The sequence below is a fragment of the Paraburkholderia sp. JHI869 genome, from assembly GCF_038900775.1.
Taxonomy (GTDB): Bacteria; Pseudomonadota; Gammaproteobacteria; order Burkholderiales; family Burkholderiaceae; genus Paraburkholderia.
Genome location: NZ_JAYMSC010000052.1, coordinates 1 through 23,699, shown reverse-complemented (window position 1 = coordinate 23,699; position 23,699 = coordinate 1). Strand labels below are relative to the sequence as shown.

General features: G+C 64.0%; 21 protein-coding genes. 16 read left to right on the top strand and 5 right to left on the bottom strand.

What is annotated here, in order from left to right:
• Positions 1-9: 9 nt before the first annotated feature.
• Together VSR72_RS41735 and VSR72_RS41730 are read right to left on the bottom strand one after the other, a co-directional pair.
• Entirely contained in the window at positions 10-1,005 is a 996-nt protein-coding gene (locus VSR72_RS41735; RefSeq protein WP_342958029.1) for a ParB/RepB/Spo0J family partition protein, read from the bottom strand.
• A complete protein-coding gene (locus VSR72_RS41730; protein ID WP_342958028.1) occupies positions 1,002-2,210 on the bottom strand; it encodes an AAA family ATPase in 1,209 nt (402 codons plus the stop codon). Before VSR72_RS41730 ends, VSR72_RS41735 begins: the two co-directional genes overlap by 4 nt.
• A gap of 1,354 nt (positions 2,211-3,564) precedes the next feature.
• Between VSR72_RS41730 and VSR72_RS41725 the strand changes: the two genes are divergently transcribed.
• Positions 3,565-4,947, top strand: coding sequence for a replication initiation protein (locus VSR72_RS41725; RefSeq protein WP_342958027.1), 1,383 nt, complete (start codon positions 3,565-3,567; stop codon positions 4,945-4,947).
• Between the two features lie 256 nt (positions 4,948-5,203).
• On the opposite strand, the gene argG is transcribed toward VSR72_RS41725, so the two are convergent.
• Positions 5,204-6,538 carry an argininosuccinate synthase gene (gene argG / locus VSR72_RS41720; protein ID WP_342958026.1) on the bottom strand — a complete coding sequence of 445 codons (1,335 nt, stop codon included), beginning with the start codon at positions 6,536-6,538 and terminating at the stop codon, positions 5,204-5,206.
• A 163-nt stretch (positions 6,539-6,701) separates the two neighbouring features.
• The gene (locus VSR72_RS41715) at positions 6,702-7,385 is read right to left on the bottom strand and encodes a GntR family transcriptional regulator (RefSeq protein WP_342958025.1); all 684 of its coding nucleotides are present in this window, start codon (positions 7,383-7,385) and stop codon (positions 6,702-6,704) included.
• Between the two features lie 213 nt (positions 7,386-7,598).
• Between VSR72_RS41715 and VSR72_RS41710 the strand changes: the two genes are divergently transcribed.
• The 4 genes from VSR72_RS41710 to VSR72_RS41695 all read left to right on the top strand — a co-directional run bounded on the left by VSR72_RS41710 (position 7,599) and on the right by VSR72_RS41695 (position 12,568).
• Positions 7,599-9,011, top strand: a complete 1,413-nt coding sequence (locus VSR72_RS41710; protein ID WP_342958024.1) for an MFS transporter — start codon at positions 7,599-7,601, stop codon at positions 9,009-9,011.
• The gene (locus tag VSR72_RS41705) at positions 9,008-10,366 is read left to right on the top strand and encodes an MmgE/PrpD family protein (protein ID WP_342958023.1); all 1,359 of its coding nucleotides are present in this window, start codon (positions 9,008-9,010) and stop codon (positions 10,364-10,366) included. Before VSR72_RS41710 ends, VSR72_RS41705 begins: the two co-directional genes overlap by 4 nt.
• Positions 10,359-11,042, top strand: a complete 684-nt coding sequence (locus VSR72_RS41700; RefSeq protein WP_342958022.1) for an MmgE/PrpD family protein — start codon at positions 10,359-10,361, stop codon at positions 11,040-11,042. Before VSR72_RS41705 ends, VSR72_RS41700 begins: the two co-directional genes overlap by 8 nt.
• 107 nt (positions 11,043-11,149) lie before the next feature.
• Positions 11,150-12,568 (top strand): MmgE/PrpD family protein, encoded by a 1,419-nt coding sequence (locus tag VSR72_RS41695; RefSeq protein WP_342958021.1) that lies wholly within the window; start codon positions 11,150-11,152, stop codon positions 12,566-12,568.
• Positions 12,569-12,576: 8 nt separating this feature from the next.
• Here VSR72_RS41695 and VSR72_RS41690 read toward each other — a convergent pair whose 3' ends face one another.
• Positions 12,577-13,587, bottom strand: coding sequence for a glycosyltransferase family 2 protein (locus VSR72_RS41690; protein ID WP_342958020.1), 1,011 nt, complete (start codon positions 13,585-13,587; stop codon positions 12,577-12,579).
• Between the two features lie 86 nt (positions 13,588-13,673).
• On the opposite strand from VSR72_RS41690, the gene VSR72_RS41685 reads away from it, so the two are divergent.
• From VSR72_RS41685 to VSR72_RS41635, 11 genes are all read left to right on the top strand, one after another.
• On the top strand, positions 13,674-13,847 hold the full coding sequence (locus VSR72_RS41685; protein WP_342958019.1) for a hypothetical protein: 174 nt from the start codon (positions 13,674-13,676) through the stop codon (positions 13,845-13,847).
• Positions 13,848-13,912: 65 nt separating this feature from the next.
• On the top strand, positions 13,913-14,998 hold the full coding sequence (locus VSR72_RS41680; RefSeq protein WP_342958018.1) for an FUSC family protein: 1,086 nt from the start codon (positions 13,913-13,915) through the stop codon (positions 14,996-14,998).
• A gap of 373 nt (positions 14,999-15,371) precedes the next feature.
• Entirely contained in the window at positions 15,372-16,649 is a 1,278-nt protein-coding gene (locus VSR72_RS41675) for an MFS transporter (RefSeq protein ID WP_342958017.1), read from the top strand.
• Positions 16,650-16,740: 91 nt separating this feature from the next.
• Entirely contained in the window at positions 16,741-17,670 is a 930-nt protein-coding gene (locus VSR72_RS41670) for a LysR family transcriptional regulator (protein ID WP_342958016.1), read from the top strand.
• A 119-nt stretch (positions 17,671-17,789) separates the two neighbouring features.
• On the top strand, positions 17,790-18,284 hold the full coding sequence (locus tag VSR72_RS41665) for a hydroxyquinol 1,2-dioxygenase (protein WP_342958015.1): 495 nt from the start codon (positions 17,790-17,792) through the stop codon (positions 18,282-18,284).
• A 41-nt stretch (positions 18,285-18,325) separates the two neighbouring features.
• Positions 18,326-19,345 carry a hydroxyquinol 1,2-dioxygenase gene (locus VSR72_RS41660; protein ID WP_342958014.1) on the top strand — a complete coding sequence of 340 codons (1,020 nt, stop codon included), beginning with the start codon at positions 18,326-18,328 and terminating at the stop codon, positions 19,343-19,345.
• A 51-nt stretch (positions 19,346-19,396) separates the two neighbouring features.
• Complete coding sequence (locus VSR72_RS41655; RefSeq protein WP_342958013.1) at positions 19,397-20,863, top strand: aldehyde dehydrogenase family protein; 1,467 nt, start codon at positions 19,397-19,399, stop codon at positions 20,861-20,863.
• A gap of 7 nt (positions 20,864-20,870) precedes the next feature.
• Positions 20,871-21,938 carry a maleylacetate reductase gene (locus tag VSR72_RS41650; protein ID WP_342958012.1) on the top strand — a complete coding sequence of 356 codons (1,068 nt, stop codon included), beginning with the start codon at positions 20,871-20,873 and terminating at the stop codon, positions 21,936-21,938.
• A 45-nt stretch (positions 21,939-21,983) separates the two neighbouring features.
• On the top strand, positions 21,984-22,856 hold the full coding sequence (locus tag VSR72_RS41645; protein ID WP_342958011.1) for an intradiol ring-cleavage dioxygenase: 873 nt from the start codon (positions 21,984-21,986) through the stop codon (positions 22,854-22,856).
• Entirely contained in the window at positions 22,853-23,173 is a 321-nt protein-coding gene (locus VSR72_RS41640; RefSeq protein WP_342958010.1) for a YciI family protein, read from the top strand. The genes VSR72_RS41645 and VSR72_RS41640 overlap by 4 nt, the downstream gene beginning before the upstream one ends.
• A gap of 3 nt (positions 23,174-23,176) precedes the next feature.
• Positions 23,177-23,512 carry a Rieske 2Fe-2S domain-containing protein gene (locus VSR72_RS41635; protein WP_342958009.1) on the top strand — a complete coding sequence of 112 codons (336 nt, stop codon included), beginning with the start codon at positions 23,177-23,179 and terminating at the stop codon, positions 23,510-23,512.
• The last annotated feature ends 187 nt before the right edge of the window (positions 23,513-23,699 follow it).

Here is a 23,699-nt window from a genome sequence, read left to right as displayed (position 1 = left end):
AATGTTCAATCAGCCAGGCTTCACATTGAACAGCTGGCTAATCAGCTCGCGAATTTGCGTTTCCTGTGCATCCGACAACACGCCTGTCTTGAGCTTCACCGTAAAGCTGTTGGTGTCCTTGGTAATGCTGCCAGCGTGGCTCTTGCCCGAAAAGATCTTCTCGATGCTGCGCTCAGATACGCTCTCGGTCGACTCACCCCGGTCCGCTTGTGCACCGATCGCCGCCGCGAACTTGCCTTGATCCAGCGTCCGGCCGACTACGGCCGGCCACAAGTCGCGCGCCGCAGCAAGACCCGCCGAGCCGTACTTCTTGATCGCCGAGACAACTTCATCAGCGGCCGACCCGCCGAGCAGCCGGGGATTCAAATCAAGATCGCGTCGAATGAAATCCGGCAAATTCTCAAAGGCCAGGAATCGGTACAAGCCTTTGCGCGACATACCCAGCGCCTCGGCCATACGCTTGCGAGTCGGGAATTCCCGCTCCGCACGGCGTAGCGATTGCCCAATCTCATAATCAGTGAGGTCCTCGCGCCCGACGTTTTCCACCAGCGCCAGCACCGCCATGTCCTGATCGGAACACTCGATCACGGAGGCGCGAATGTCTTGCGCTTGAATGAGGGCATGTGCGCGCAAACGCCGCTCGCCGGCGATCAACTGGTAGCCGTTCTCCGCGCGGCGAACGACAACCGGCTCGACGAGCCCGACTTCGCGGATCGATTCGGCCAGGGATGCCAAACCCTCGTCGCTGAAAATCTTGCGCGGCTGCCACGGGTTCGGCTGAATCGCGTTCACCGGAAGCATGAGCTTGTCGCTCGTGTTCTCCAGTTCCTGGATGCGCTGCTGCGCCACCGCCAACGCGCCGAGCATGCCCGGTCCGGTTTTGAACGCGCTGCTACGGCGCGGCTCGGCCGGGGCAACGGCAGCCGGCCGTTCGGCAGCAGGCCGCTCCGAAGACGAGCCGAGCTCAGCGGTCTTCGCCGCCATCTTGTCGCGGAATGAACTCACTTGCCGGCCCTCCATTGTTCTACGTAAAGATCGTCGATCCACTGTACGTAATCAGTCAGCGGCTGACGCACGCGCGCCACCGTCTTGTCAGCGAGATCGCCCTTGCTGATGTCGAACACGGTAGCCATAGCCAGCGCGCCGTTGCTCATCGCTGAACTGGCCGGCACCTCGAGCGCGTTCACCCAATCCTTGTAAGTCCGCTGCACCCAGGAGCGCACGACCGGTGCCGACGACGTCTTGCCGTAGTCGACCTTCGAAAGCAGGACGGACACGAAGTCGTACGTCTTCTCGTCGCCGCGTTCCATGATCGTGTGCGCGAGGTCTGAAAAGAGGCTCCAGAACGACACCGAGCTGATGAAATCCAGACTCTCGGGCACGAGCGGCATGACCATCGCGTCGGCGGCCATGAGCGCATTGATCGTGAGATAGGACAGCGACGGCGCCGTATCCAGAATGATGTAGTCGTATTGCTTGCGCAGCACTTCCACGCCCTGGCGCAGCAAGTCCCAGAACTTGAACCCCGGGTTCTTGATCACAGTACCCGGGATATGGAACTCCGCCGAAAAGAGCGTGGGGTGCGCGGGAATGACGTCGAGGCCGTCCCAGTAGGTTTCCTGCACGAAATTCAGCAGACCGCCTTCCATATGCGGGTCGTAGATGAACGGCAGGACCGTGCTATCCTCGGTCACTTCCTTTTCGGCGTACAGACCACAGAGCTCCGTCAGCGACGCTTGCGGATCGAGGTCGATCAGCAGAACCCTGCGGCCGCGCAAGGTCAGGCCTTGGGCGAGACACATGGTTGTGGTCGTTTTCGTCGAGCCGCCTTTGAAGTTGGCGACGAGGATCACTTTGCCGTCGGCGTCGCGCACGCCAGTATGGAGCGGTGTCTGGTAGATATCGGAAACCTGCTGGACCCAGGTTCTCGCTTCCGGCAATGTGAAGACCCGGCTTCGTCCGGACCCTTGCGCCACGCCTTGCGGGAGACCCTCTCGGGTGGCGAGCAAGTTGTTCAGCTTGATGCGATCAATGCCGCACATCTCTGCGACCTGAGCGGACGTGAATGTGGGCGCCATCTTTCGCGGCCGCGGCGCCAGCATCATCTCCCGAAGCTCTTCAGATAGACGGCCGGCCTCTTCGGCAAATTCAGTGATCGCGGAAAGATCCACACGTCGATCGATCGACGGCAATTCGATAGTCTTCGCCATTAATACGCTTTTTATCAGAATTTGGATAAAGCGTAGAATACAGCAAAAGCGTATGAAAACACACTAATTGAGGGCGATATGAAAAAAAATGACCCTTCAAAACGGCCTGTATTGCCCTCGCGAGACATTCCCAAGGCCAAAGTACCAACGAAACCCGCAAAGCCACCAAAGCCGCTATAGGCCGTTTTCCTCCGATTTGCCTGTTTTTTGTGCAACCCAGCGGGGTCAGAGCACTTCGCGACGATGGCTCCGGTCAAGGTTTTTGTGCAAATGCGGCTGCGGACCTCGCGGTGCAGCCTTCATCGCTCGCATGTGCCCCGCGCAGTCACGGTTTTTGTGCAGTTCCGCCGGTTGCTCAGCCGTCACTCCGCCATTGAGCGGCCGGGTAACGATTTTTGTGCTTCCAGACTTCTGTGACCTAGCCCCGCCGCACGAACTGCACAAAAACCGTTACCGTACGCAGCAAAGCAAGCTTGGCCGCGCGCGCCCTGCCATCGCATTGCACAAAAATCGTTACCCGATTCCCCCCTGCGCCCATGATGTCCGCGGTTCCGCTAGCGCTCGGCGACCCAATTCCACCAAAAGGCACCTCTACGCCATAGCTGCACAAATTCCGTTACCCCGCACAAATGGCGAGCGACGGAACCACCGCATGCGGCCGCACAATAAACGTTACCTCTCGCAACGCCGTCCGAGGCATGCACAAAAAACGTTGCTCTCACGTGGTATCTCACCGGCGCACAAAATCCGTTGCCTTCGGCTTCTCCCGTCGAAAAGTCACGGACGAGACGCGATGCATCGACCACCGTCGCCGGATTCAACTCGATCTCGGCACACAACTAGACGTTCTGCACATAAACCACTTCCATGGCCCTCCCGGTCTGCACAGAAATCGTTACCCGACAATGGGTTTTGCTGGGTCGAAGGCGCATCGCGTCCAGATGTCTCACCGCTGCGCTCCTTTAAACACGGGGCTTTGCGGCAAATCCACGTCGAATTTTCTGTGCGTATCGCGAGACACAACACGTCAAAGTTCGCGGTGAGCATCTTTTTTGGCGAGCGGTTTGTTTGTTTACTTAAAGATAAAAACCCACCAACCAACTAACGTACGCACCCATATCCTTTGATTTCAACGACTTGTTCTCGAAAAGTACCGTTCTCTGTGCTCGCTGCACCGTTTTATGTGCTGGCAGGTGCCGTTTTATGTGCTGTCGTTGTAGAGATATTTGTGCGATCAGGTACGTTTTTTGTGCGTGAGCCAAATCGGGTGCCTGTTTGAGGTAACGTTTATTGTGTTGACTTGTGTTTGCGTAGTGATAGAGTGCCCGCCAATGTCGACGGGGAGAGCGTGCGTATGTCGGAGGAGAGCGGGCGAAGGACTACAACACTGCAGATGTCGCTGGGTCTCTTTGAGGAGATGTCCGGCCAGCCGATCAATGAAAGCACGCGCGAGATCGGCTTCCAGCGCAACAACGTGTTCGTCGCCATCAACGGGCTTGGGCTGTCGTCGCGCCGTTTCATCGACGCCGCCTATTTCATTGCCGCCCAGGAGCCCGCGCCGCGCGATACCTACGACGTCGACCTGAACTACTTCAAGTGGCTCATGCGCTATGAGAGCCGCAACGTGCGCCATTTGCAGAGCGTCATCAAGGAAGCGCAGCGCGTGCTGATCGAGGTGACCGACACGCCGCCCGACCGCGCGCCCAACGAAGACGACCAGTGGATTTCCGAGCAGTTGATGGGCAGCGTCAAGATCGGCAAGGGGCGCATCCAGTTCCGCATTCCGCCGCTCATGCTGCGCCACATCACCGGGCCCGACAAGCATCACTGGCTGAACCTGTGCATCACGGCGGCCTTCTCGCAGACCTTTGCGCGCGCGATCTACGACTACGTGCTGCCCTTCGTGGCGGCCGGTTTGACCGACTGGATCGAGCTCGACGTCATGCGGCGCTGGCCCGGCAAACTCGGTACGAGCGCGTCGGAGTTCAAGCATTTCCGGCCCAAGTACCTCGACCCGGCGGTGCGCCAGATCAACGAGCTGTCCGACATCGACCTGAGCTACGAAACCCGGGCCGACTCGGAAACCTCGCGCAAAATCAACAAGATCCGCTTCCGGATGAAGCGCAAGGACACGGTCGCCGCGCTCCTCTCCCGGCAGCCCGACGCGCACGACCTGCTGCTCACGCTCAAGGAGGAATTCGGCCTTAGCAACAAGCAGTTCGACGTGATCGCGGAGCATCGCATGAGCTGGACCGACGAGCGCATTCAGCAGGCGATCGAATACACGCGTTTCCGGCTCAATCAGGGCAAGGTGACCAAGAGCCCTGCGGGCTATCTGATGAAGGCGCTGAGCCACAACTGGCAGGTCTCTGAGGCCGAGCGCAAGATGGTGGCGATCCAGGGCGAGCTGGCCGTGGCTGCGACCGCTCAGGAGACCGCCAGGACGGTCGCGACCACGGCGGTGAAGCAGAGCATCGCGGCGCGCGACGAAGAGGCTAGGTCGCAGCGTAACGAGGAGGTCAAGCAGGGCCGCGAGCACTTCGAATCGGCCGACGAGAAGACCCGTAAGGAGCTGGTGCGGCTCTATATCGCCTCGCAGGCCGGCAAGCTCATGCTGCGGCGCCTGAAGCTCGAGGCGGGCGCGCTCTCCGACGTGAACATCCTCAACCACTCCGATCTGTCGTGGTATTTCGGGCAATTCGTCTACGGGAAGATGAAGCAGCTTGCCGTGCAGTGAGCGTCTTCAATACGCTTGACGGCTGATATGCCGGTAGGTGTATTGAGACATGCGCCCCGCAGCCCGTCACTGCCTCCCGCGTTCACGCCGCGGAAAACATCCAGTCGATCAACGGGTTAGGACACTCGTCCCAGGCGTTCTCCACAAGCTTGTCAACGCAATCTGTGGGTAACTTCGAACGCAGGGCCCAAACCCGCGCAGCCATAAAAAAAGGGAAGGCGCAGTGCCTTCCCTTTCTTCATCGAGCGACGACGCCTTATTTCTTCTCGTCGTTCAGTTGCGGCAGCGTATAGGCGGCGCCCGGCGTGAGCAGACCGACCTTCGAGTACACACGCAGCTTCTCGCGCGTGTCGGCGATGTCGAGGTTGCGCATCGTCAGCTGGCCGATACGGTCCTTCGGCGAGAACGTCGAGGCGACCTTCTCCATCGACAGGCGCTCCGGCTGATACGTGAGGTTGTCCGACTTCGTGCTCAGGATCGAGTAGTCGTTGCCGCGGCGCAGCTCGACCTTCACTTCGCCGGTGATGGCGCGCGCCACCCAGCGCTGGGCGGTTTCACGCAGCATGATGGCCTGCGGGTCAAACCAGCGGCCCTGGTACAGCAGGCGGCCCAGACGGCGGCCGTTCTCGCGGTACTGCTCGATGGTGTCTTCGTTGTGGATGCCCGTCACGAGGCGCTCATACGCGATATGGAGCAGCGCCAGACCCGGGGCTTCGTAGATGCCGCGGCTCTTCGCCTCGATGATGCGGTTCTCGATCTGGTCGCTCATGCCCAGGCCGTGACGGCCGCCGATGCGGTTCGCCTCGAGCAGCAGCTCTACGGCGTTCGGGAAGGTCTGGCCGTTCAGCGCGACCGGCTGGCCTTCCTCGAATCGGACCGTCACTTCTTCGCGGTCGACCTTGACGTCGTCGCGCCAGAACGCCACGCCCATGATCGGGTTCACGATCTTGATGCCGCTTTCGAGGCTTTCGAGGTCCTTCGCTTCGTGCGTGGCGCCGAGCAGGTTCGAGTCGGTCGAGTAGGCCTTTTCAGCCGACATCTTGTACGCGAAGCCCGACTGGCGCATGAACTCCGACATTTCCGAGCGGCCGCCCAGTTCGTCGATGAACTGCTGGTCGAGCCACGGCTTGTAGATCTTCAGGTCCGGATTGACGAGCAGGCCATAGCGGTAGAAGCGCTCGATGTCGTTGCCCTTGTAGGTCGAACCGTCGCCCCAGATGTTGACGCCGTCTTCCTTCATCGCGGCGACGAGCATCGTGCCCGTCACGGCGCGGCCGATCGGCGTCGTGTTGAAGTACGTGACGCCGGCCGTCGAGATGTGGAACGCGCCGCATTGCAGGGCGGCGATGCCTTCGGCCACGAGCTGCGCGCGGCAGTCGATCAGGCGGGCGCCAGCGGCGCCGTATTCGGTCGCGCGGCGCGGGATCGAATCGTAGTCGTCTTCGTCGGGCTGGCCCAGGTTCGCCGTATAGGCGTAAGGCACGGCGCCCTTGAGCTTCATCCAGTGCAGCGCGGCGCTGGTGTCGAGGCCGCCGGAGAAGGCGATACCGACCTTTTGGCCGGTCGGAAGGCTTTCAAGAATTGTGCTCATGATGAGAAAGAACCCGGTAGAACGAGAATGCGGAGGGAATTCGGTCGAATCGTCAAGTATGTTGTATCCCCGGCCTTTCGGCAAGCCTGGCGGGGAGGGCATTCAGGCCCCGTTCGACGTGGCATCCGCGTTGATAAAAAAGGGGCGTAGCGTGGGCGCGTGCTCAGCGCAGGCTGTCCCAGGCGGCTTCGATCGCGTGCAGTGCGCCCATGACGATCGAGCGGTTCAGCGCCGCGGCCAGCACGCCGTCGCGCTCGGCATACGCCTCGCACAGCCGCTGGTGATCGGTGCACGAGCGCTGCAAACGGCCCGGCAGCGAGGTGCTCAGGTGGCGCAGGCGGTTCGTGCGCATGCGCATGGAGTCCAGCACCTCCTTGAAGATGCCGTTGCGGCTCACGCGCAGTTCCTCGTCGCGAAACGCGACGTTGGCCCAGAAGTAGCCGTCCACGTCGCCCTTGGCCGCGACTTCGGCCAGTTTGCCGTGCGCGCGCCAGAGCGCCGCGATGTCTTCATCTGTGGCGTGCTCGACGATCGCCAGCGACACCTGAGCGTAAAGCAGGGCGCGCAACTGGTAGATCTCGCGCACTTCCTTGAGCTGCACGGCGGCCACGCGAGGGCGGCGGCGCGGCGACCAGTCGACAAGCCCCTCGCGCGTGAGCGCGAAAAGCGCCTCGCGCACCGGCGTGCGGCTCACGCCGAAGCGTTTGGCGAGATCGACTGAATTCAGGTCGTCGCCGGGACGCAGCCGGCCTTCGATGATGCCGCGCGCCACCCAGTCGACGATCTCGGCCACGCTCGACTGCTCGCCCGCTTCCGGGGCGGCCATTACGCCGACATCTTCATCCATGCGCTTTCCCCCGAGGCGCCGCGACCGGCCGCAGCGCCGCCGATTGTAACAAATCCCGTGTCGGCTTCGCTCTCGAAGTCGCAGGTTGATTGTTTAAGTGTATACACTATGAGCAAAAATTCTCAGTAAATCGCGAAAAATCGCCATATACTGGTTCTGACTGTCGACACTAAAACATAATCCAATCGGCTAGCCGTCAGGCAAGGAGACGCCATGTACATGGGAACTGAGATCGCCGGGTCAACGCACGTCGAGGCGAGCGTCTCGGCGCGGCTCGACCGGCTGCCGCCCACGCGGTACTTCCGCGGGCTGGTTGCCCGCATCGCGGTGGGCGGCTGGTTCGAGTTCTACGAGATGTTCATGGCGGCCTATATCTCACTGGGCCTCATCCACAGCGGCCTGTACCGCGCCACCACCGCCGGGCTCTTCGACGTGAACGGTTTCGCCAGCTTTCTCGGCTCGTTCTTCGCGGGCATGTTCGTCGGCACGGTGGCGCTGAGCGGTATCACCGACCGCTTTGGGCGGCGCATCGTGTTCACCTTCGCCATGCTGACGTACTCGGTGGCGAGCTTCATCGCCGCCTTCCAGCATTCGCCGCTGGGCATGGACGCCTGGCGCTTCGTGGCGGGCGTGGGCATCGGCATGCAGCTGATCACTGTCGACACTTATATCTCCGAGCTCACGCCGCGCGATGCGCGCGGGCGCTACACCGCGTTCAGCATTCTCGTCATTCTCACTTCGGTGCCCGTGGTCGCGGTCATCTCCTATGCGCTCGTGCCGCGCACCTTCCTCGGCATGGAAGGCTGGCGCTGGGTGATGATCATCGGCGCGGCTGGCGCGGTGTTCATCTGGTTTATTCGCCACGGCTTGCCGGAGTCGCCGCGCTGGCTTGAGAGCAAGGGGCGGGTGAACGAGGCGCGCGAGATCGTCGATGAGATCGAGCGCAAGGTGGTCGCCGAAACCGGCAAGCCGCTCGCCGAGCCGCCCGAAGGCCCCGACGCTAGCCAGCTGGAAGCGCGCGGCAAATGGATCGAGATGTGGCAGGGCCGCTACTTCAAGCGCACGGTAATGCTCTCGCTCTTCAACTTCTGCCAGACCTTCGGCGTGTACGGTTTCGGGGCGTGGGTGCCGGTGCTGCTGTACTCGAAGGGCATCACGATCACGCATTCGCTGCTCTACACCATGGTGATCGCCATTACGACGCCGCTCGGCGCGATTGGCGCCATGGCGTGCGCGGAGCGCTTCCAGCGCAAGTGGCAGCTGGTGGGTTGCGCCATCGTCGTGGCCGTGGCGGGCGTGATGTTCGGCCAGGTGCGCGACCCCGTGCCGATTCTGCTCTTTGGCAGCGCGGTGACGATCGCGAACAACTGGCTCATCGGCATCTTCCACACCTATCAGGCCGAGCTGTATCCCACGCGCATCCGCGCGCGCGCCGTGGGCTTCGTCTTTAGTTGGAGCCGCGTGAGTTCCATCTTCGTCGGCTTCTGGGTGGCGGCACTGCTCAAGCACTACGGCGTGCCCGCCGTGTTCCTGCTGATTTCGTCGGCCATGGTCGTGATCGTCGTGGCGGTTGGCGTGTGGGGGCCGAAAACCAACGGTGTACGTCTAGAGGAGTTGTCGCAATGAGTGGTTCCATCGCCGCCACGTTCGCGCAGGGCTTGTATGCGCTGGCACAGCGTCCGTTGCCCGCTGATGTGCTGAAGGAAGCGAAGCGTTCGTTCATCAACGTTGTTGGCACAACGATTGGCGCGTGCACGCATCCAGGCGTGGACGCGATACTCGCCACCGCGCGCGACCTTGGCGCCGCGCATGAGGCGAGTGTGCTGGGCCGTACGACACGCACTGACGTGCATTTCGCCGCGCTGGCGAACGGTTTCGCCGGCCACCTCGACGATTTCGACGATACGCATCTCGCCACCGTGATCCATCCTGCCGCGTCCACGCTCGCGGTGCTGACCGCACTCGCGCCGCAAACGAGGCCCGCCGGCGCGCAGGCGCTCACGGCGTTCGCGCTGGGCTGCGAGGCGCAATTGCGCGTGGGCGTGGCGATCTCGCCCGAGCATTACGATCGGGGCTGGCATATTACGGGCACCTGTGGCGTGGTTGGCTGCGCGGTCACGGCCGCGCTGCTGCTCGGCCTCGATGCAACCAAAACTAAGGAAGCCGTATCGATTGCCGCGTCGATGTTCGTCGGACAGCGCGAGGCCTTCGGCACCATGACCAAGCCTTTTCATCCCGGGAAGGCGGCGGCCAATGGCATCGACGCCGCGCGGCTCGCCCTGCACGGGCAGCGCGCCGCAGAGGACATTTTCGAAGCGCCGGGCGGCTACGCGCGATCGCTCTCGACGAAGGTCGACTTCGAGCGCATGAACGGCGAATTCGGCGAACGCTGGGAGCTGCTGTTCAACACCTACAAGCCGTATCCATGCGGAATCGTCGCGCATCCGGCCATCGACGCGGGGCTCGCGATTGCAGACCGCATAACGGATGCCGGTTCGATCGACGCGATCGTGCTGCGCTGCCATCCGCTCGTGCCGGAGCTGATGGGCAACCCGCAGCCTCAAGACGGTCTGCAGGCGCGTTTCAGCGCGATACACGGCGTGGCCGCCGCGCTGTGCGATGGCCAGGTGGGTCTCGCGCAGTACGACGACAGCCGCGTGACGCGCGACGACGTGAAGGCGCTGCGCGCGAAGACAACGCTCGCGCCCGACGCCGCCGTGAACCGCGACGAGGTGTATATCGAGGCGCGGCTTCACGATGGCAGCGTCGTTGCGCATCACGTCGAACATGCACGCGGCAGTCTCGCGCGGCCCCTGACCGACGACGAACTGCTCGACAAGGTGCGTCTGCTGATCGACCCGCGCCTTGGCGCGGGCGCGGCGGATCGTATTGCCGCTGCCGTCGCAAACGTGGAGCGTGCTGCGAGTCTCGACGCGCTCTTCGCCCTGTGCACGCCGAACGAGGATCTGGTTCATGCATAACGCCCCCGCTCATTCCGCCGTTTCCGATGCGTTCGTGGCGCTTGCCGCAGCGACGCCGGGCGCACGCGAACTCGAAGCCGCCAGCAGCGCCGTGGCGAACGCGCGCCGCTGCGCCGCGCAGCCACGCGATGCCAGCGCGCTCGGCGAAATGCTCGGGCAGGCCGCCGATGCGCGTTCGTGCGCATGGCAGCTCGGCACCGCGCTTGCCACGCTGGATGCCGGGTCGACCGCCGTGCCCGCCGTCGCGGCAGCGGTTGCGCTAGGTGAGTCACTCGAAGCCGCCGAAGAGGACATTGCCGCCGCCGTAGCGGTCGGCACGCGCGCTTCGGCACGCCTCGGGGCCGCCGTGGACGACGAAGCGTTTCGCGCGCGCTGGAACGTGGCTTCGTCGCTCGGGATCGTGGGAGCGACGCTAGCGGCAGCGCGTCTTCTCGGGCTAGACGCGCCGCGCACGCGCCACGCACTCGGCATTGCCGCAACACAGGCCGCAGGACTTGCGCGCAACGTGGGCGAAGCCATGGGTGCGCTGGAAACCGGCAAGGCGGCCGCCGACGCCATCGAAGCGGCCTTGCTCGCGAAGCACGGCTTCACGAGCGCAGCGGCTTCGATAGACGGTCGGCGCGGGCTGGCCGCGCTGATGGCCTATCGTTTCGACGCGGGAGCGATTACCGCATGACCCACGCCGGGTAGAACGATTTAAATACGGATTCCGAACTGATAAAGATGCCAATAACACCTTCGCCTTCGCGCCGTCGCATCCTTCAGTGCGTCGCGGCGTGCAGCTTGTTGCCTGTCGCTGGTGCAAAGCATGCGCTTGCCGCAGACGCATCACCCGCGTCATCGCCGGACGACACCGGCATCACCGCCGAGCTTGCGCGCTACATCGTCGCCGCGCGCGACAAGCCGTTGCCCGACGCCGTGTTGGTCGAATGCAAGAACCACATACTCGATACGCTCGGCGCGATGGTGTCGGGTTCTCGCATGCGTCCCGGCATGCTGGCGACGCAATACGTGCGCTCGCTCGGCGGCGCACCGCAGGCCTCGGTAGTCGGCTCTGACCTGCACACGAGCACGGTGAACGCCGCGCTCGCCAACGCCATGTGCGCGCATTCCGACGAGACCGACGACTTCGAGCCCGTGACCAAAGCCCACCCCGGCTGCTCGACGGTGCCCGCCGCGCTCGCGCTAGGCGAAGCGCAGGGCGCATCGGGCGCGGCGCTCGTGCGCGCTGTCGCGCTGGGCTATGACACCGCCTGCCGGCTCCTCATGGCGCTCGGCCCCGACCTCGTGCGCGCCTCGCATCGCAGCGCGGAAGGCACGGCCTCGACGTTCGGCGCGCTCGGCGCGGCCGCTGCGCTCGCGCGGCTCGATGAAAGCCAGACGCGCTATGCGATCTCGTACGCGGCGCAACAGGTGTCGGGACTGTGGAGCTGGGTGAAGGACCGCGACCACATCGAAAAGGCGTTCGATTTCGCGGGCATGGGCGCGCGCAACGGCGTGATGGCGGCGACCATGGTGCAGTCCGGCATGACCGGCGTGGCCGATGTGCTCGACGGCACGCACAATCTCTTCATCGCGCTATCCACGAAGCCACAGCCGCAAGCCATGATCGACCAGCTCGGCAGCCGCTTTTTCGTGACGGAAACGGCGATCAAGACGTATTCGGTGGGCTATCCGATTCAATCGCCGCTCGACGCGCTGCTCACGCTGCGGCGGCAATACCAGCTTACGCCGGACAACGTTCGCACGGTGGTCGTGAAGGTGCCGCCCGACGCCATCGGCATCGTCGGTGACAGTGCGATGCCCGACGTCAACTGCGCCCACATGGTCGCGCTGGCCCTCGTGAAGGGCGCGGTGTCGTTCGCGGACAGCCATGACGTTTCGCTCATGCGCGATCCGCAGATTCAGGCGCAGCGCGGGAAAGTGACGGTCGTTGCCGACCCGAAGCTGAGCGACCCGGCTGCGCCGCGCGGCGGCATCGTCGAAGTCACGATGGTGGACGGGCGCACGGTGAGCCACTACACGCGTTTTCCGCCCGGCACGAAAGAGAATCCGCTGAGCGTCGCCCAGGTGAACGAGAAGGCGCGCGATCTCATGGCGCCCGTGCTCGGCCAGCAAAAGACCGCGCAGTTGATCGAGCGGATCAACGCGCTGGAGCACGTCGCGAACGTGGCCGACCTGCGGCCGCTGTTCACGACGTAATGCGCTCGCTACGGCATGCGCGCTCGGGAAGTATCCACGCCTTGCTCGTCCTTCATGGCCAACAGGGCGACCGATTCCGTGCCGGCGCGCCGCGTGGCTTTCCAGATCATCAGCAGATGGTAGTAGAGGCGTGGGCTAAAGCCGAACCGGTACGCGTAGAGATTGCCGAGCGCGAGTTGCAGCCCGGCGCGCGCCTCGCGATTGCGCGCGAGCAGCGAGACCACGATGGGCACGAGCCGGCGCATGGCGAGCTTGCGCGCCGGTTCGAGTTCGGCCGGCAGCGCGAGGCCCTTGAGAAAGCGCCACGCCGAAATCGACGAGGCATTGATGCTCGTGCGCGTTGCCTGGGATACCGAAACGTCCGTTATGCGGTAGCACGAGACGTATTCGTTCACGTAGCACACTCGCTTTGCCGCGAGACAAAGGAGCGTTCCGAACACGTAATCGCAGCAGGTGCCGTAGTGGTCGGGGTAGCCAATGCGTTTGACGAGCGCCGCATTCGCGAGCCAGCCGTTGTTGGGGAACATCTGCACGATGCCCACGCGGCCGGGCGGGCTTTGCAGCCCCGCCGCGCTGGCCGTGCGGTGATACCCGATGTTCATGCGTTCGCTAGCGGCGTGCATGATGCTGCCGTCATGATCGGTTTCGTATTGATCGCCGAACGCGACTTCCAGGTCCGGATAACGCTCCCACTGTGCGAGTAGCTTCTCGATGCAGTGCACGAGCAGGTAATCGTCGTCGTGGATCAGGAGGATCTTGTCTCCGCTCGCGCGCTCGAAGAGGCTGGCCACATTGGGCGCCTGGCCGAGCGCGGGCACGTTGCGGCGGTAGTCGATGCGCGGGTCGTCGCCATAACGCGAGGCGACCAGTTGCGCCGTGCGATCGTCGCTCGAGTCGTCGCCGATCACGATCTCGATGTTCGCATGCGTTTGCATGAGGCACGATTCGATGCAGCGAACGAGCAGTTCAGGCCGGTTGTACGTCGGCAGGCAAATGGAGACCTTCGTTGTTGTCGTCATGGGCAGACCCCAGTGCTTGAGGGATGCGGAGGCGTTCGCAAAAACGGGTTCGTAATGCGAACTTCATCCGTTGGACATGACGGTAAATGAAAAAAACGCGAAAGAAATTGAAAATAATTCGCAAGGCACGCACCTTGCGCATGGCGGCTCGCAAAGCCCGCTGCGGCGGGCATCCGCACAAAGTGCCAATCTTTGATCTGATCATTCGGAAAGAAAATCCGGGCGGCAAAATAATCGGCAATGCATCGAGGATGGGCTGAGTGCCGGAACAGTCACGGTAATCGCGTTAACATTGGCGCTCCGCCTGAAACGACCGACGGCAACCATGGCTTCCATCTCCTACGCCCACAAACCGCTCACGCCGTTTCGCCGTGCGCTCGCGCGCTTTTCCCTCTCCGAACTCGCGAAATACACGAAGCTCACGCTCGGTATGTGGATCGGCTTCGGCGTTCCGTACGCGTTGGGGTATCCCGAAGCGGCGGTCGCGCTCTCCGGCTCGGCCATGCTCACGCTCGCGCTCGGCAGCTCGATCTCGGCGGCGCGCGGGTACTTCTACAAGCGCGTGATGTCGAACCTCGTGGCAATGCCGATCGGCACGCTGCTGATCTGGTTCACCGCGCCGCATTTGTGGCTGGGCGTGATCCTGCTGCCGCTGGTGATCTTCACCATCGTGCGCATCAGGCCTTCGGTGTTCCAGATGACGAGCATCACGGTGCCGATGACGCTCGTGCTCTTCACGGGCGTGCACATTCCGTTGCTCGAGCAACGGTTGATCGGCGTGGTGCTCGGCATGCTGCTCGGTTTCATCATCCAGCAAATCGCGTTTCCGCCCGATCACGGTTTCTGGGCGAATACGCTCGTGAACGAGGGCAACGCTCAGGCCGAAGCCTTGCTGACCGAGGTCGCCACGAAAACACTGGACCGCGCGAAGCTGAAATCGGCGACTGCCGCGCTGCGGGTGTCGAGCAGCAACCTCAAGCAGGCGTACGATCTCCTCAAGTCGGACCTGGAGCAGTCGTGGGTGTCGGCGCATTTGAAGCGCAACCGCGACCGCCTGCCGCTCTTTTCGTGCTACCACGAGCTATTCGATTCGATCGTCGGTTTCCTGGAAACGCTCGACACGTTCAACGCGCAATACGAGGCGCTGGACGCCCAGTGGAAAGAAGCCTATCGGAGCGGACTCGCTCGCCTCGTGGACGTGCACCGGCAACTGGCCTCGCAGGCCGACCTTCGCGTGGAACGCCCCGGTCTTCTCGTGGAGCCGCTGACTCGCGAGGAACTGCATGCGCTTGTCGAAGCGCTGCCTGCTACAGGCGTGTTCACGAGCGTCTATCTCGGGCACCTGACCGGCTACGGCATCCTGCTGAGGCGGTTGAGCGACATGCATACCGAGCACCTGCGCAAGGCGTGAGCGCTGCGCGCGGCGCCGTGAGCGCACACACGCCGCCGATGGATTGACCGCACGCGCCGGCATACCGCCCGGCGCAGATGCGCGCGTCTACCCGTAATTATCCTGGGGTGAGTGCATCGCACCACCCCGTGCTGCGCTCACCCTTCGCAGCGTCCCAACTGCCGTGCCCCCCGGCCTTGTGCGCCCGATTATTCGCGATCCGCGAATGACGTATTCGGGCGTTATCCGGTACTGATTACGCCACGCTTGCGACTATCTTTGCCTCGTCGATGTCGATGGCGTCCTGCAGGCGAGCAGTGGTGCACATCGCGTCGCACACCATTTTCGAACATGAGCGTGTGGCGCGGCACCCGGCCGGCCCAAGGAGACAGAGATGAAACCGAACACATGGGACACGGCCTACGAATGGAAGGCCGTGACGCTGCTGGCGCTGGGCTTCGGCCTCGTGGGCCTCGACCGCTGGCTGATCGCGCCGCTATTCCCGTCGATCATGAAAGACCTCAACCTCAATGCGCAGGATGTCGGCAACTGCATCGGCATACTCGGCCTTTCGTGGGGCGTGTTCGCGGCGGTCATGGGCGGCCTGTCCGACAAGGTGGGGCGGCGCAAGGTGCTGATTCCGGCGATCATCGCGTTCTCGTTGCTCTCGGGCTTCTCGGGCCTCGCGGGCGGTTTTGCGAGCCTGCTGGCTGTGCGCGCGCTGATGGGCGTGGCCGAAGGCTCGTTCTGCCCGACCAGCTTTGCCGCCACGGCCGATGCCTCGCACCCCAAGCGCCGCGGCTTCAATCTCGGGCTGCAACAGAGCGGCTTCGCGCTGTTCGGGCTTGCGCTTGCGCCGATCATCGCCACGCAGTTGCTGGGCGTGATGACCTGGCGATGGGTGTTCGCACTCGTCTCGGTGCCGGGCCTTATTCTCGGCCTGCTGATGTACCGCGTGATCCGGGAGCCGCAAGGCGCGCTTACGCGTGAAGCGGGTGCCGCCGCCTCGGCAAAGGCCGAAAGCGGCCACTGGCGCGACGTGCTCCGCAGCCGCAACATTCCCGTCGCGATGGTCGCGCTCTTCTGCGCCATGACGGGCGTGTTCGTGCTCGGCGCCATGCTGCCGCTCTATCTCACGCAGTACCTTTCTCTCGACACGCAGCGCATGGGCGTGGTGGCCTCGGCCATCGGCTTTGGCGGTTTCGTCGGACAGTTCGGCTTGCCGGGGCTTTCGGATCTGCTGGGCCGGCGCGTGGCGAGCGTCCTCGGTTTCGTGGGCACCGCTGTCATGCTGATCGTGTTTCGCGGTCTCGGCGCGCAGCCGCTCGAACTTTTCGCGGTGCTTTTCGCAGCTTCGTTCTTCACGCTGGGCCTCGTTTCGCTGCTCTCGGGACCGGTTGCCACTGAGGCCGCGCCAGTTGGCATGGTCTCGACTTCGATCGGGCTCGTGGTGGGCGCGGGCGAAATCTTCGGCGGCGGCGTGGCGCCCGCGCTCGCGGGATTCGTTGCGGCGCATTTCGGTATCCAGAACATTTTGTGGCTGCCGATTGGTGCCGTTTTCCTCGGCGTGCTAGTGAGCCTCTTCCTCAAGGAAACCGCGCCTGCGAAGCTGCGGCGCAGCGAGGCGGTCGCCGCGGCCGCGCCCCTGCCTGCAGCGGGGCAGGCCGAGTAGCCTGCGCGTGCCGCTGCGTGAAGGAGCGGCGCGGGCGACGGGTGCCGGGCCCTATACTTGGATGGCCCGAACCCGTGAATAAGAGAGCAGCATGGACCGATTCCTGAGCATCGAAGCCTTCGTGCGCGTGGCGGAAACGAGCAGTTTCGCAGAAGCGGCCCGGCAACTCGGCGTGACCAGTTCGGTCGTGACGAACCGCATCCAGCAACTGGAGAAGTTCGTCAACGCACCGCTCTTTCATCGCAGCACGCGGCACGTGCGCCTCTCCGAAGTCGGGGAGGCGTTTTATCGTGAATGCGCGGAGGTGGTGGGGCGCGTGAACGAGCTGACCGACCAGATGCGCGAACTGCGTGCCACGCCCACGGGCAGGCTGCGCATCCAGATCTTGCCGGGCTTCGCGCTGGGCCATTTCGGCGCGCCGCTCGCCGAGTTCAACCGCCGCTATCCCGGCATCCAGCTCGATGTGATCGTCAACGACCGCGTGGTCGATCCGATCGAAGAGGGCTTCGACGTTGCCTTCCAGATATTCCCGCCTATTTCCGATTCGCTGATCGAGCGGCGGCTCTTTTCGGTGCGGCGGCTCTTTGTCGCCACGCCCGCCTATGTGCAAGAGCATGGCGCGCCGCAACATCCACGCGAATTGCTGCAGCACACCACGGCGCTCTATTCGGGCTATCCCTCGCGCAATCGCTGGACGATGACACGCGGCGACGAAGTTGTGGAGATGGAGTTGCCCGGCATGATCCGCTCGAACTCGGTGCATTTGCTGCGCGACTACGCGCTCACGGGCGGCGGCGTGGTGTGCCTGCCTACGCTCGTGGCGAGCGAGGCGCTCCTCAACGGCTCGCTCGTGCCGATCCTCACCGACTATCACCTCTCGGCGCTGAGCTTTGCTGCCGTGTATCCCTCCACGCAGCGCCAGGCCTTGAAAGTGAAGGCGCTCGTGGAGTTTCTGGCTGAGTATCTGGGCCCCGAGCCTGCGTGGGACGTGCCGCTGATCGAGCGTGGCTGGGTGCGCTAGCGCCTGCCGCGATTATTTGCGAAACGCGAATACCGTAGTCGCCAGGCCGCCGGTTGTGGCGCGTGCGCAGCGCTCCTAAAGTTGATTCCAACGACACCTTCCAAAACAGGAGACACGCCATGACCGATTCGTCGTTTCACACCGTCTTCGGCTCGCTCGAGCAGTATCGCAAGGGCGAGATCGAAATCACGAGCGGCGACGCCCGCCACTATGTTTTCTCGAACGTCTTCGAAGTCGCCGCAAACTCGGCGCCCTACGAGAAGGTCGTGGTCGGCAAGAACCTCGAATACGTGATCGAAGTGCTGCGCACGGAAGGGCAGTCGCGCTGGTTCGCCTGCGCACACGATGAGTTCGTGATCCTGATGGATGGCGATGTGCGCATCGACTTCATCAAGCTCGATACGCCGCTCAAGGGCGGTACAGGTACGGTCGACGCGGGCGAGCAACCCGCAGGCCGCAAGATGGGCCACGTGGTGCTGCGCCGCGGGCATCAAGCGCTGCTGCCGGCAGGCTGCGCGTACCGCTTCAGCGCACAGAAGGCTGGCGTGGCGCTCGTGCAGACCATGGCCGGTGAGCTGTCCGTGCAGAAGTGGGCCGATATCTGCCTGCACTGAACGCACACGCTAACCCGATACCCGACTACTGGAGACACCAAATGGCCACCCTCGAATCCCTCGATCACTCCGCAGGCTTTGCCGCCGACACCGTACGCGCGAGCGAGCCCGACGCCGTGACCGGCTATCGCCGCTACACGCTCGGCGCCTTTGAATTCACGCGCGACGAATACTTCGTGAAAGTGCTGTGGCCCGCGAAGGGGCAGACCCGCACGCACGCCATTCCCGCCGACGCCTTCCTGCGCGCGATGATGCGCGACGTGGCCTGGGGCTTCTTCTACGGCTGGGTGAATTTCGATCACGTGTTCGGCACGCGCAATCACTACGGCAAGGTCGATGTGTATGCAGGCTCGTTCAACGGCATCATGAAGGACGCCGGCGTGGACTATATCGAGACCTTCGAGACGCCGACCATCATGGCAACCTTCAAGGCGATCCTGCACGACTGGACCAACGAAGGCTTCGACCCGTTCGCCGCGCCCGAGGAAACTGGCACCGCATTCGGCCGCAAGCATGGCGAGAACGACGCTGCGATCGAGCGCACGCGTATCGCCACGCGCCGCATGCCGGGCCTCGAAGGCGACTCGCCGCTGCGCGACGACCTGCCGGTAAACCGCGCCTTCACCGACGTGCCCCAGGACAGTCCCGAAGTGCACTGCGAGCCGGGTTTCGAAGGCGAACTGCACGCGTTCAACCTCTTCAAGTACCTCTCGCGCTCGGACGTGACGTGGAATCCCTCGGTCACTTCGGTGTGCGGCCAGAGTCTCTTCTGCCCGACCACGGAGGAGTACATCCTGCCGGTTTTCCACGGCAACGACCGCGTGGAATGGTTCCTGCAGCTTTCGGACGAAATCGTCTGGGACATCGGCGACAAGAACACCGGGTCGCCGCGCGCACGCATCACCATGCGCGCGGGCGACATCTGCGCGATGCCTGCCGATATCCGCCACCAGGGCTATTCGACCAAGCGCTCGATGCTGCTCGTGTGGGAGAACGCGACCGCCGGCTTGCCCAAGCGCTACGAGAGCGGCGAACTCAAGCCGTATCCGGTCGAGTTCTGAGCGAGATTTGCAGTTATGCAGCATGCCTAAGCATTAATCGAGGATTTACTCATGCAAACGCAATTGTTCATCGACGGCCGCTTCGTTGACGCCGTCGAGGGCGGCACCATCGACGTGCTCAATCCGCACGACGGCTCGCTGATCACGAAGATCGCCGCCGCCACCGCCGCCGACATCGATCTGGCCGTGGCCGCCGCCACGCGCGCCTTCCCGCAGTGGGCCGCGATGCCGGCCGCCGAGCGCGGCCGCCTGCTGCTGCGTCTGGCCGACGCCATCGAAGCGAACGGCGAAGAACTCGCGCAACTGGAATCGCTCGACACTGGACACCCGATCCGCGATTCGCGTGCACTCGACGTGCCGCGCACGGCTGCGTGCTTCCGCTACTTCGGCGGCATGGCCGACAAGCTGCAAGGCTCGGTCATTCCCGTCGAAACCGGCTTTCTCAACTACGTGCAGCGCGCGCCCATTGGCGTAGTCGGGCAGATCGTGCCGTGGAATTTCCCGCTCATGTTCACGAGCTGGAAGATGGGCCCGGCGCTCGCGGCCGGCAACACGGTCGTGCTGAAGCCTTCGGAAATCACGCCGCTTTCTACGCTGCGCATCGTCGAGCTGATGGCGGAAGTGGGCTTTCCCGCGGGCGTGGTCAATATCGTGCCGGGCTATGGCCATACGGCGGGGCAGCGGCTTGCGGAGCACGAGGGCGTGGGAAAGATCGCCTTCACCGGGTCGACGGCTACCGGGCGGCGCATCGTCGAAGCCTCGAAGGGCAACCTCAAGCGCGTGCAGCTCGAACTGGGCGGCAAGGGCGCCAATATCGTGTTCGACGACGCCAATCTCGATGCCGCGATCAACGGCGCGGCCTGGGCCATCTTCCATAACCAGGGGCAGGCGTGCATCGCGGGTTCGCGTCTGGTGCTGCACGAGCGCATCGCCGACGAATTTCTCGAACGCTTCGTCAGCCTCGCTGCTTCGATTCGTGTCGGCAATCCTTTGGACCCCGAAACAGAAATGGGGCCGCTCACCTCGCTGCAACATCTGGAGCGCGTGAAGGCTTTTGTGGACGTCGCGCGCGAGCAGGGCGGGCGTGTGCTCGCGGGCGGCACAGCGCCGCAGGACCCCACGCTCGCCAACGGCTACTACGTGCGCCCCACGGTGATCGAAGCGAAGACGCCGGACGATCGCATCGCGCAGGAAGAAGTGTTCGGCCCGTTCGTGACCGTGCTGCGTTTCAAGTCCGACGAAGAGGCGCTCGCCATTGCCAACGGCACCGACTACGGTCTCGGCAGCGGCCTGTGGACGCGCGACCTCTCGCGTGCGCACAACATCGCGGGCAAGATTCACGCGGGCATGTGCTGGGTGAACTGCTACAAGCGCGTGAATCCGGGCAGCCCGTTCGGCGGCGTCGGTCAATCGGGCTACGGCCGCGAAATGGGCTTCGAGGCGATGCACGACTACACGGAGGCCCGCTCGGTGTGGGTCAACGTGGACGCCCAGGTCCCGCCGCACTTCAAGCGTTGAGGCACGTATGGATCGCTTCGTTTATCAGGGCTTGCCGTCGCGCGTGGTGTTCGGCTGGGGCAACCTCGCCCGGTTGCCCGAGGAAGTTGACCGGCTAGGCGCGCGCCGCGCGCTGATCCTCTCGACGCCCGAGCAGCGTCCGCTCGCGGAAGAAGTCGCGCGTCTGCTCGGCGAGCGCGCGGCGGGTATCCACGCCGAAGCGGTCATGCACGTGCCAGTGGAAGTCGCGCGGGCCGCGCGCGCGAAGGCCGCGGCGCTGGACGCGCAGTGCTGCGTGGCCGTGGGCGGCGGCTCGACCATCGGCCTTGGCAAGGCCATCGCGCTCGAATCGTCGCTGCCCATCGTCGCCGTGCCCACGACCTATGCGGGCTCGGAGATGACGCCCATCTACGGTCTCACCGAAGGGCGCCTGAAGAAGACCGGGCGCGACCAGCGCGTGCTGCCGCGCACCGTGGTCTACGACCCGTCGCTTACCGTCTCGCTGCCCGCCGGCATTTCCGCGGCTTCGGGCGTGAACGCCATGGCGCATGCGGTGGAGGCGCTCTACGCCGAAGACGCGAACCCGGTGATCAGCCTCATGGCTGAAGAATCGATTCGCGCGTTGGGCGAAGCGCTACCGGTTGTCGTGCGCCGCCCGGACGACGCGGCGATGCGCAGCCGTGCACTCTACGGCGCGTGGCTCGCGGGCAGTTGCCTCGGCGCCGTGGGCATGGCGCTGCATCACAAGCTCTGCCACACGCTCGGCGGCACCTTCAACCTGCCGCATGCGCAAACGCATGCGGTCATGCTCCCGCATACGGCGCACTACAACCACGCCGCTGCGCCGCAAGCGCTCGAGCGCGTGGCGCGTGCGCTCGGCGGCGCGCATGCGCATGAAGCCGGGCCACGGCTTTACGCGTTGAACGAGTCGCTTGGCATTGAGCTTTCGCTCAAGGCAATCGGCATGTCCGAAGCGGGCCTCGACGAAGCGGCCGATCTCGCGTGCACGAATGCGTATCCGAATCCGCGACCGTTGGAGCGCGCGGCGATTCGCGCATTGCTGCAACGGGCGTGGGAAGGCGCGCCGCCGCGCTAGCCACGCCGCGTGCGTGGCGCACAAAACATAGGAAAGGAGACAACCATGTCGATGCATGGCATCGAGGCCGAACGCGCCTTGACCGAACAGGTGGTGGGGCGCTTCGCGAACACACCCGACGCGCGCCTGCGCACGCTGATGCAAAGCCTCGTGCGGCATTTGCACGCCTACGTTCGCGAAGTCGAGCCTACCGAGGCGGAGTGGTTTGCCGCGATCCGCTTCCTGACCGAGACGGGCCAGATGTGCGACGACGTCGTGCGCCAGGAATTCATCCTGCTTTCCGATACGCTGGGCGTGTCGATGCTCGTCGATGCGATCAATCACCGCTACGCTTCAGGCGCGACCGATACGACCGTGTTCGGCCCGTTCTATATCGAAGGCATGCCCGAGCGCGCCTACGGCGAGAACATGGCGTTCACGCCGGGCACGCCCGCGCTCGTGCATGGCCGCGTGCTGACGACCGACGGCAAGCCCGTGGAGAACGCGCTGCTCGACGTGTGGCAGACGGCGGACAACGGCATGTACTCGGGGCAGGACACTGAACAGCCGCATGGCAACCTGCGCGGGCGCTACCGCACCGACGCCGAAGGCCGCTACGCGATCCGCACCATCGTGCCCGTGTGCTATCTGATTCCAACCGACGGCCCGGTGGGCCGTATGCTCAACGCTACGGGGCGGCATCCGTGGCGGCCCGCGCATCTGCACTTCATGATCACCGCGCCGGGCCATAGCGCGCTCGTGACGCATCTGTTCAATCAGAACGACCCGTATCTGGATTCGGACGCGGTGTTCGGCGTGAAGCCCTCGCTGCTCGTGGATTATCGCGAGCATGCGACAGGCGATGCGGCCGCGCAGCAGTTCGGCTTCGAGGGCGACTTTCGCGAGGCGCGCTACGACTTCGTGCTGGAGCGCGCATGAGACCGCACACGCGCTACTACGCCGTATTCGCCACCGACAAGCCCGGCATGCGCGATGTGCGCGAGCGCGTGCGCGCGGTGCATCGCACGTATCTGCGCTCGGCCGCGCAGCACGGGGTGTTCGTGCGGCTGGGCGGTTCGACGCTCGCGCCGCATTGCGACGCGCTCAACGGCACGCTGCTCGTGATCGAGGCGGAAGGATACGACGACGTGATGCGCTTCATGCGCGACGATCCTTATACGCTGGCAGGCTTGTTCGAACGCGTCGAGATCCGTCCATGGGACTGGAATCTTGGCAATCCTGAGCAAAGGGTGTGAGCCATGCAGACTGTTAGCCTGTGTTGCCTCGACGATGTGCCCGACGGCGGCGCACGCGTGATCGACGCCGCGCTGGCAGGGCGGCCGGTCGTCGTCGTGCGGCGTGCCGGCGAAGTATGGGCGTACGCAAACCGCTGCCCGCACTTCTCGGTGCCGCTCGACTACGAGCCGGGCCGTGTGCCGACGTATCGCGCGCAAGTGATCATGTGCGCGCACCACAGCGCATTGTTTCGCTTCGAGGACGGGCAGTGCATCGAAGGCCCGTGCGCAGGCGCGAAGCTCGATGCGATTCCCGTGTGGCTCGACGCTCAGTCCAACGTCGTGGCGCATTGCGCGTGAGGCGCTCCTTTACGCCCGGTTAGCCGCGCAATCAGACCCGCTTGATGAGCCCGAGTTGCGTAAGTCAGTATGACTCCCGTGAGGTAGAGGCTGGCCTGCCGCGCGGCATCAAACGCGGGTTAGCATGTCTGCCAGAGCCGCACGGTGCGGACAGGGCCGCACCCGGCGATTTCCGACACGGAGGCCA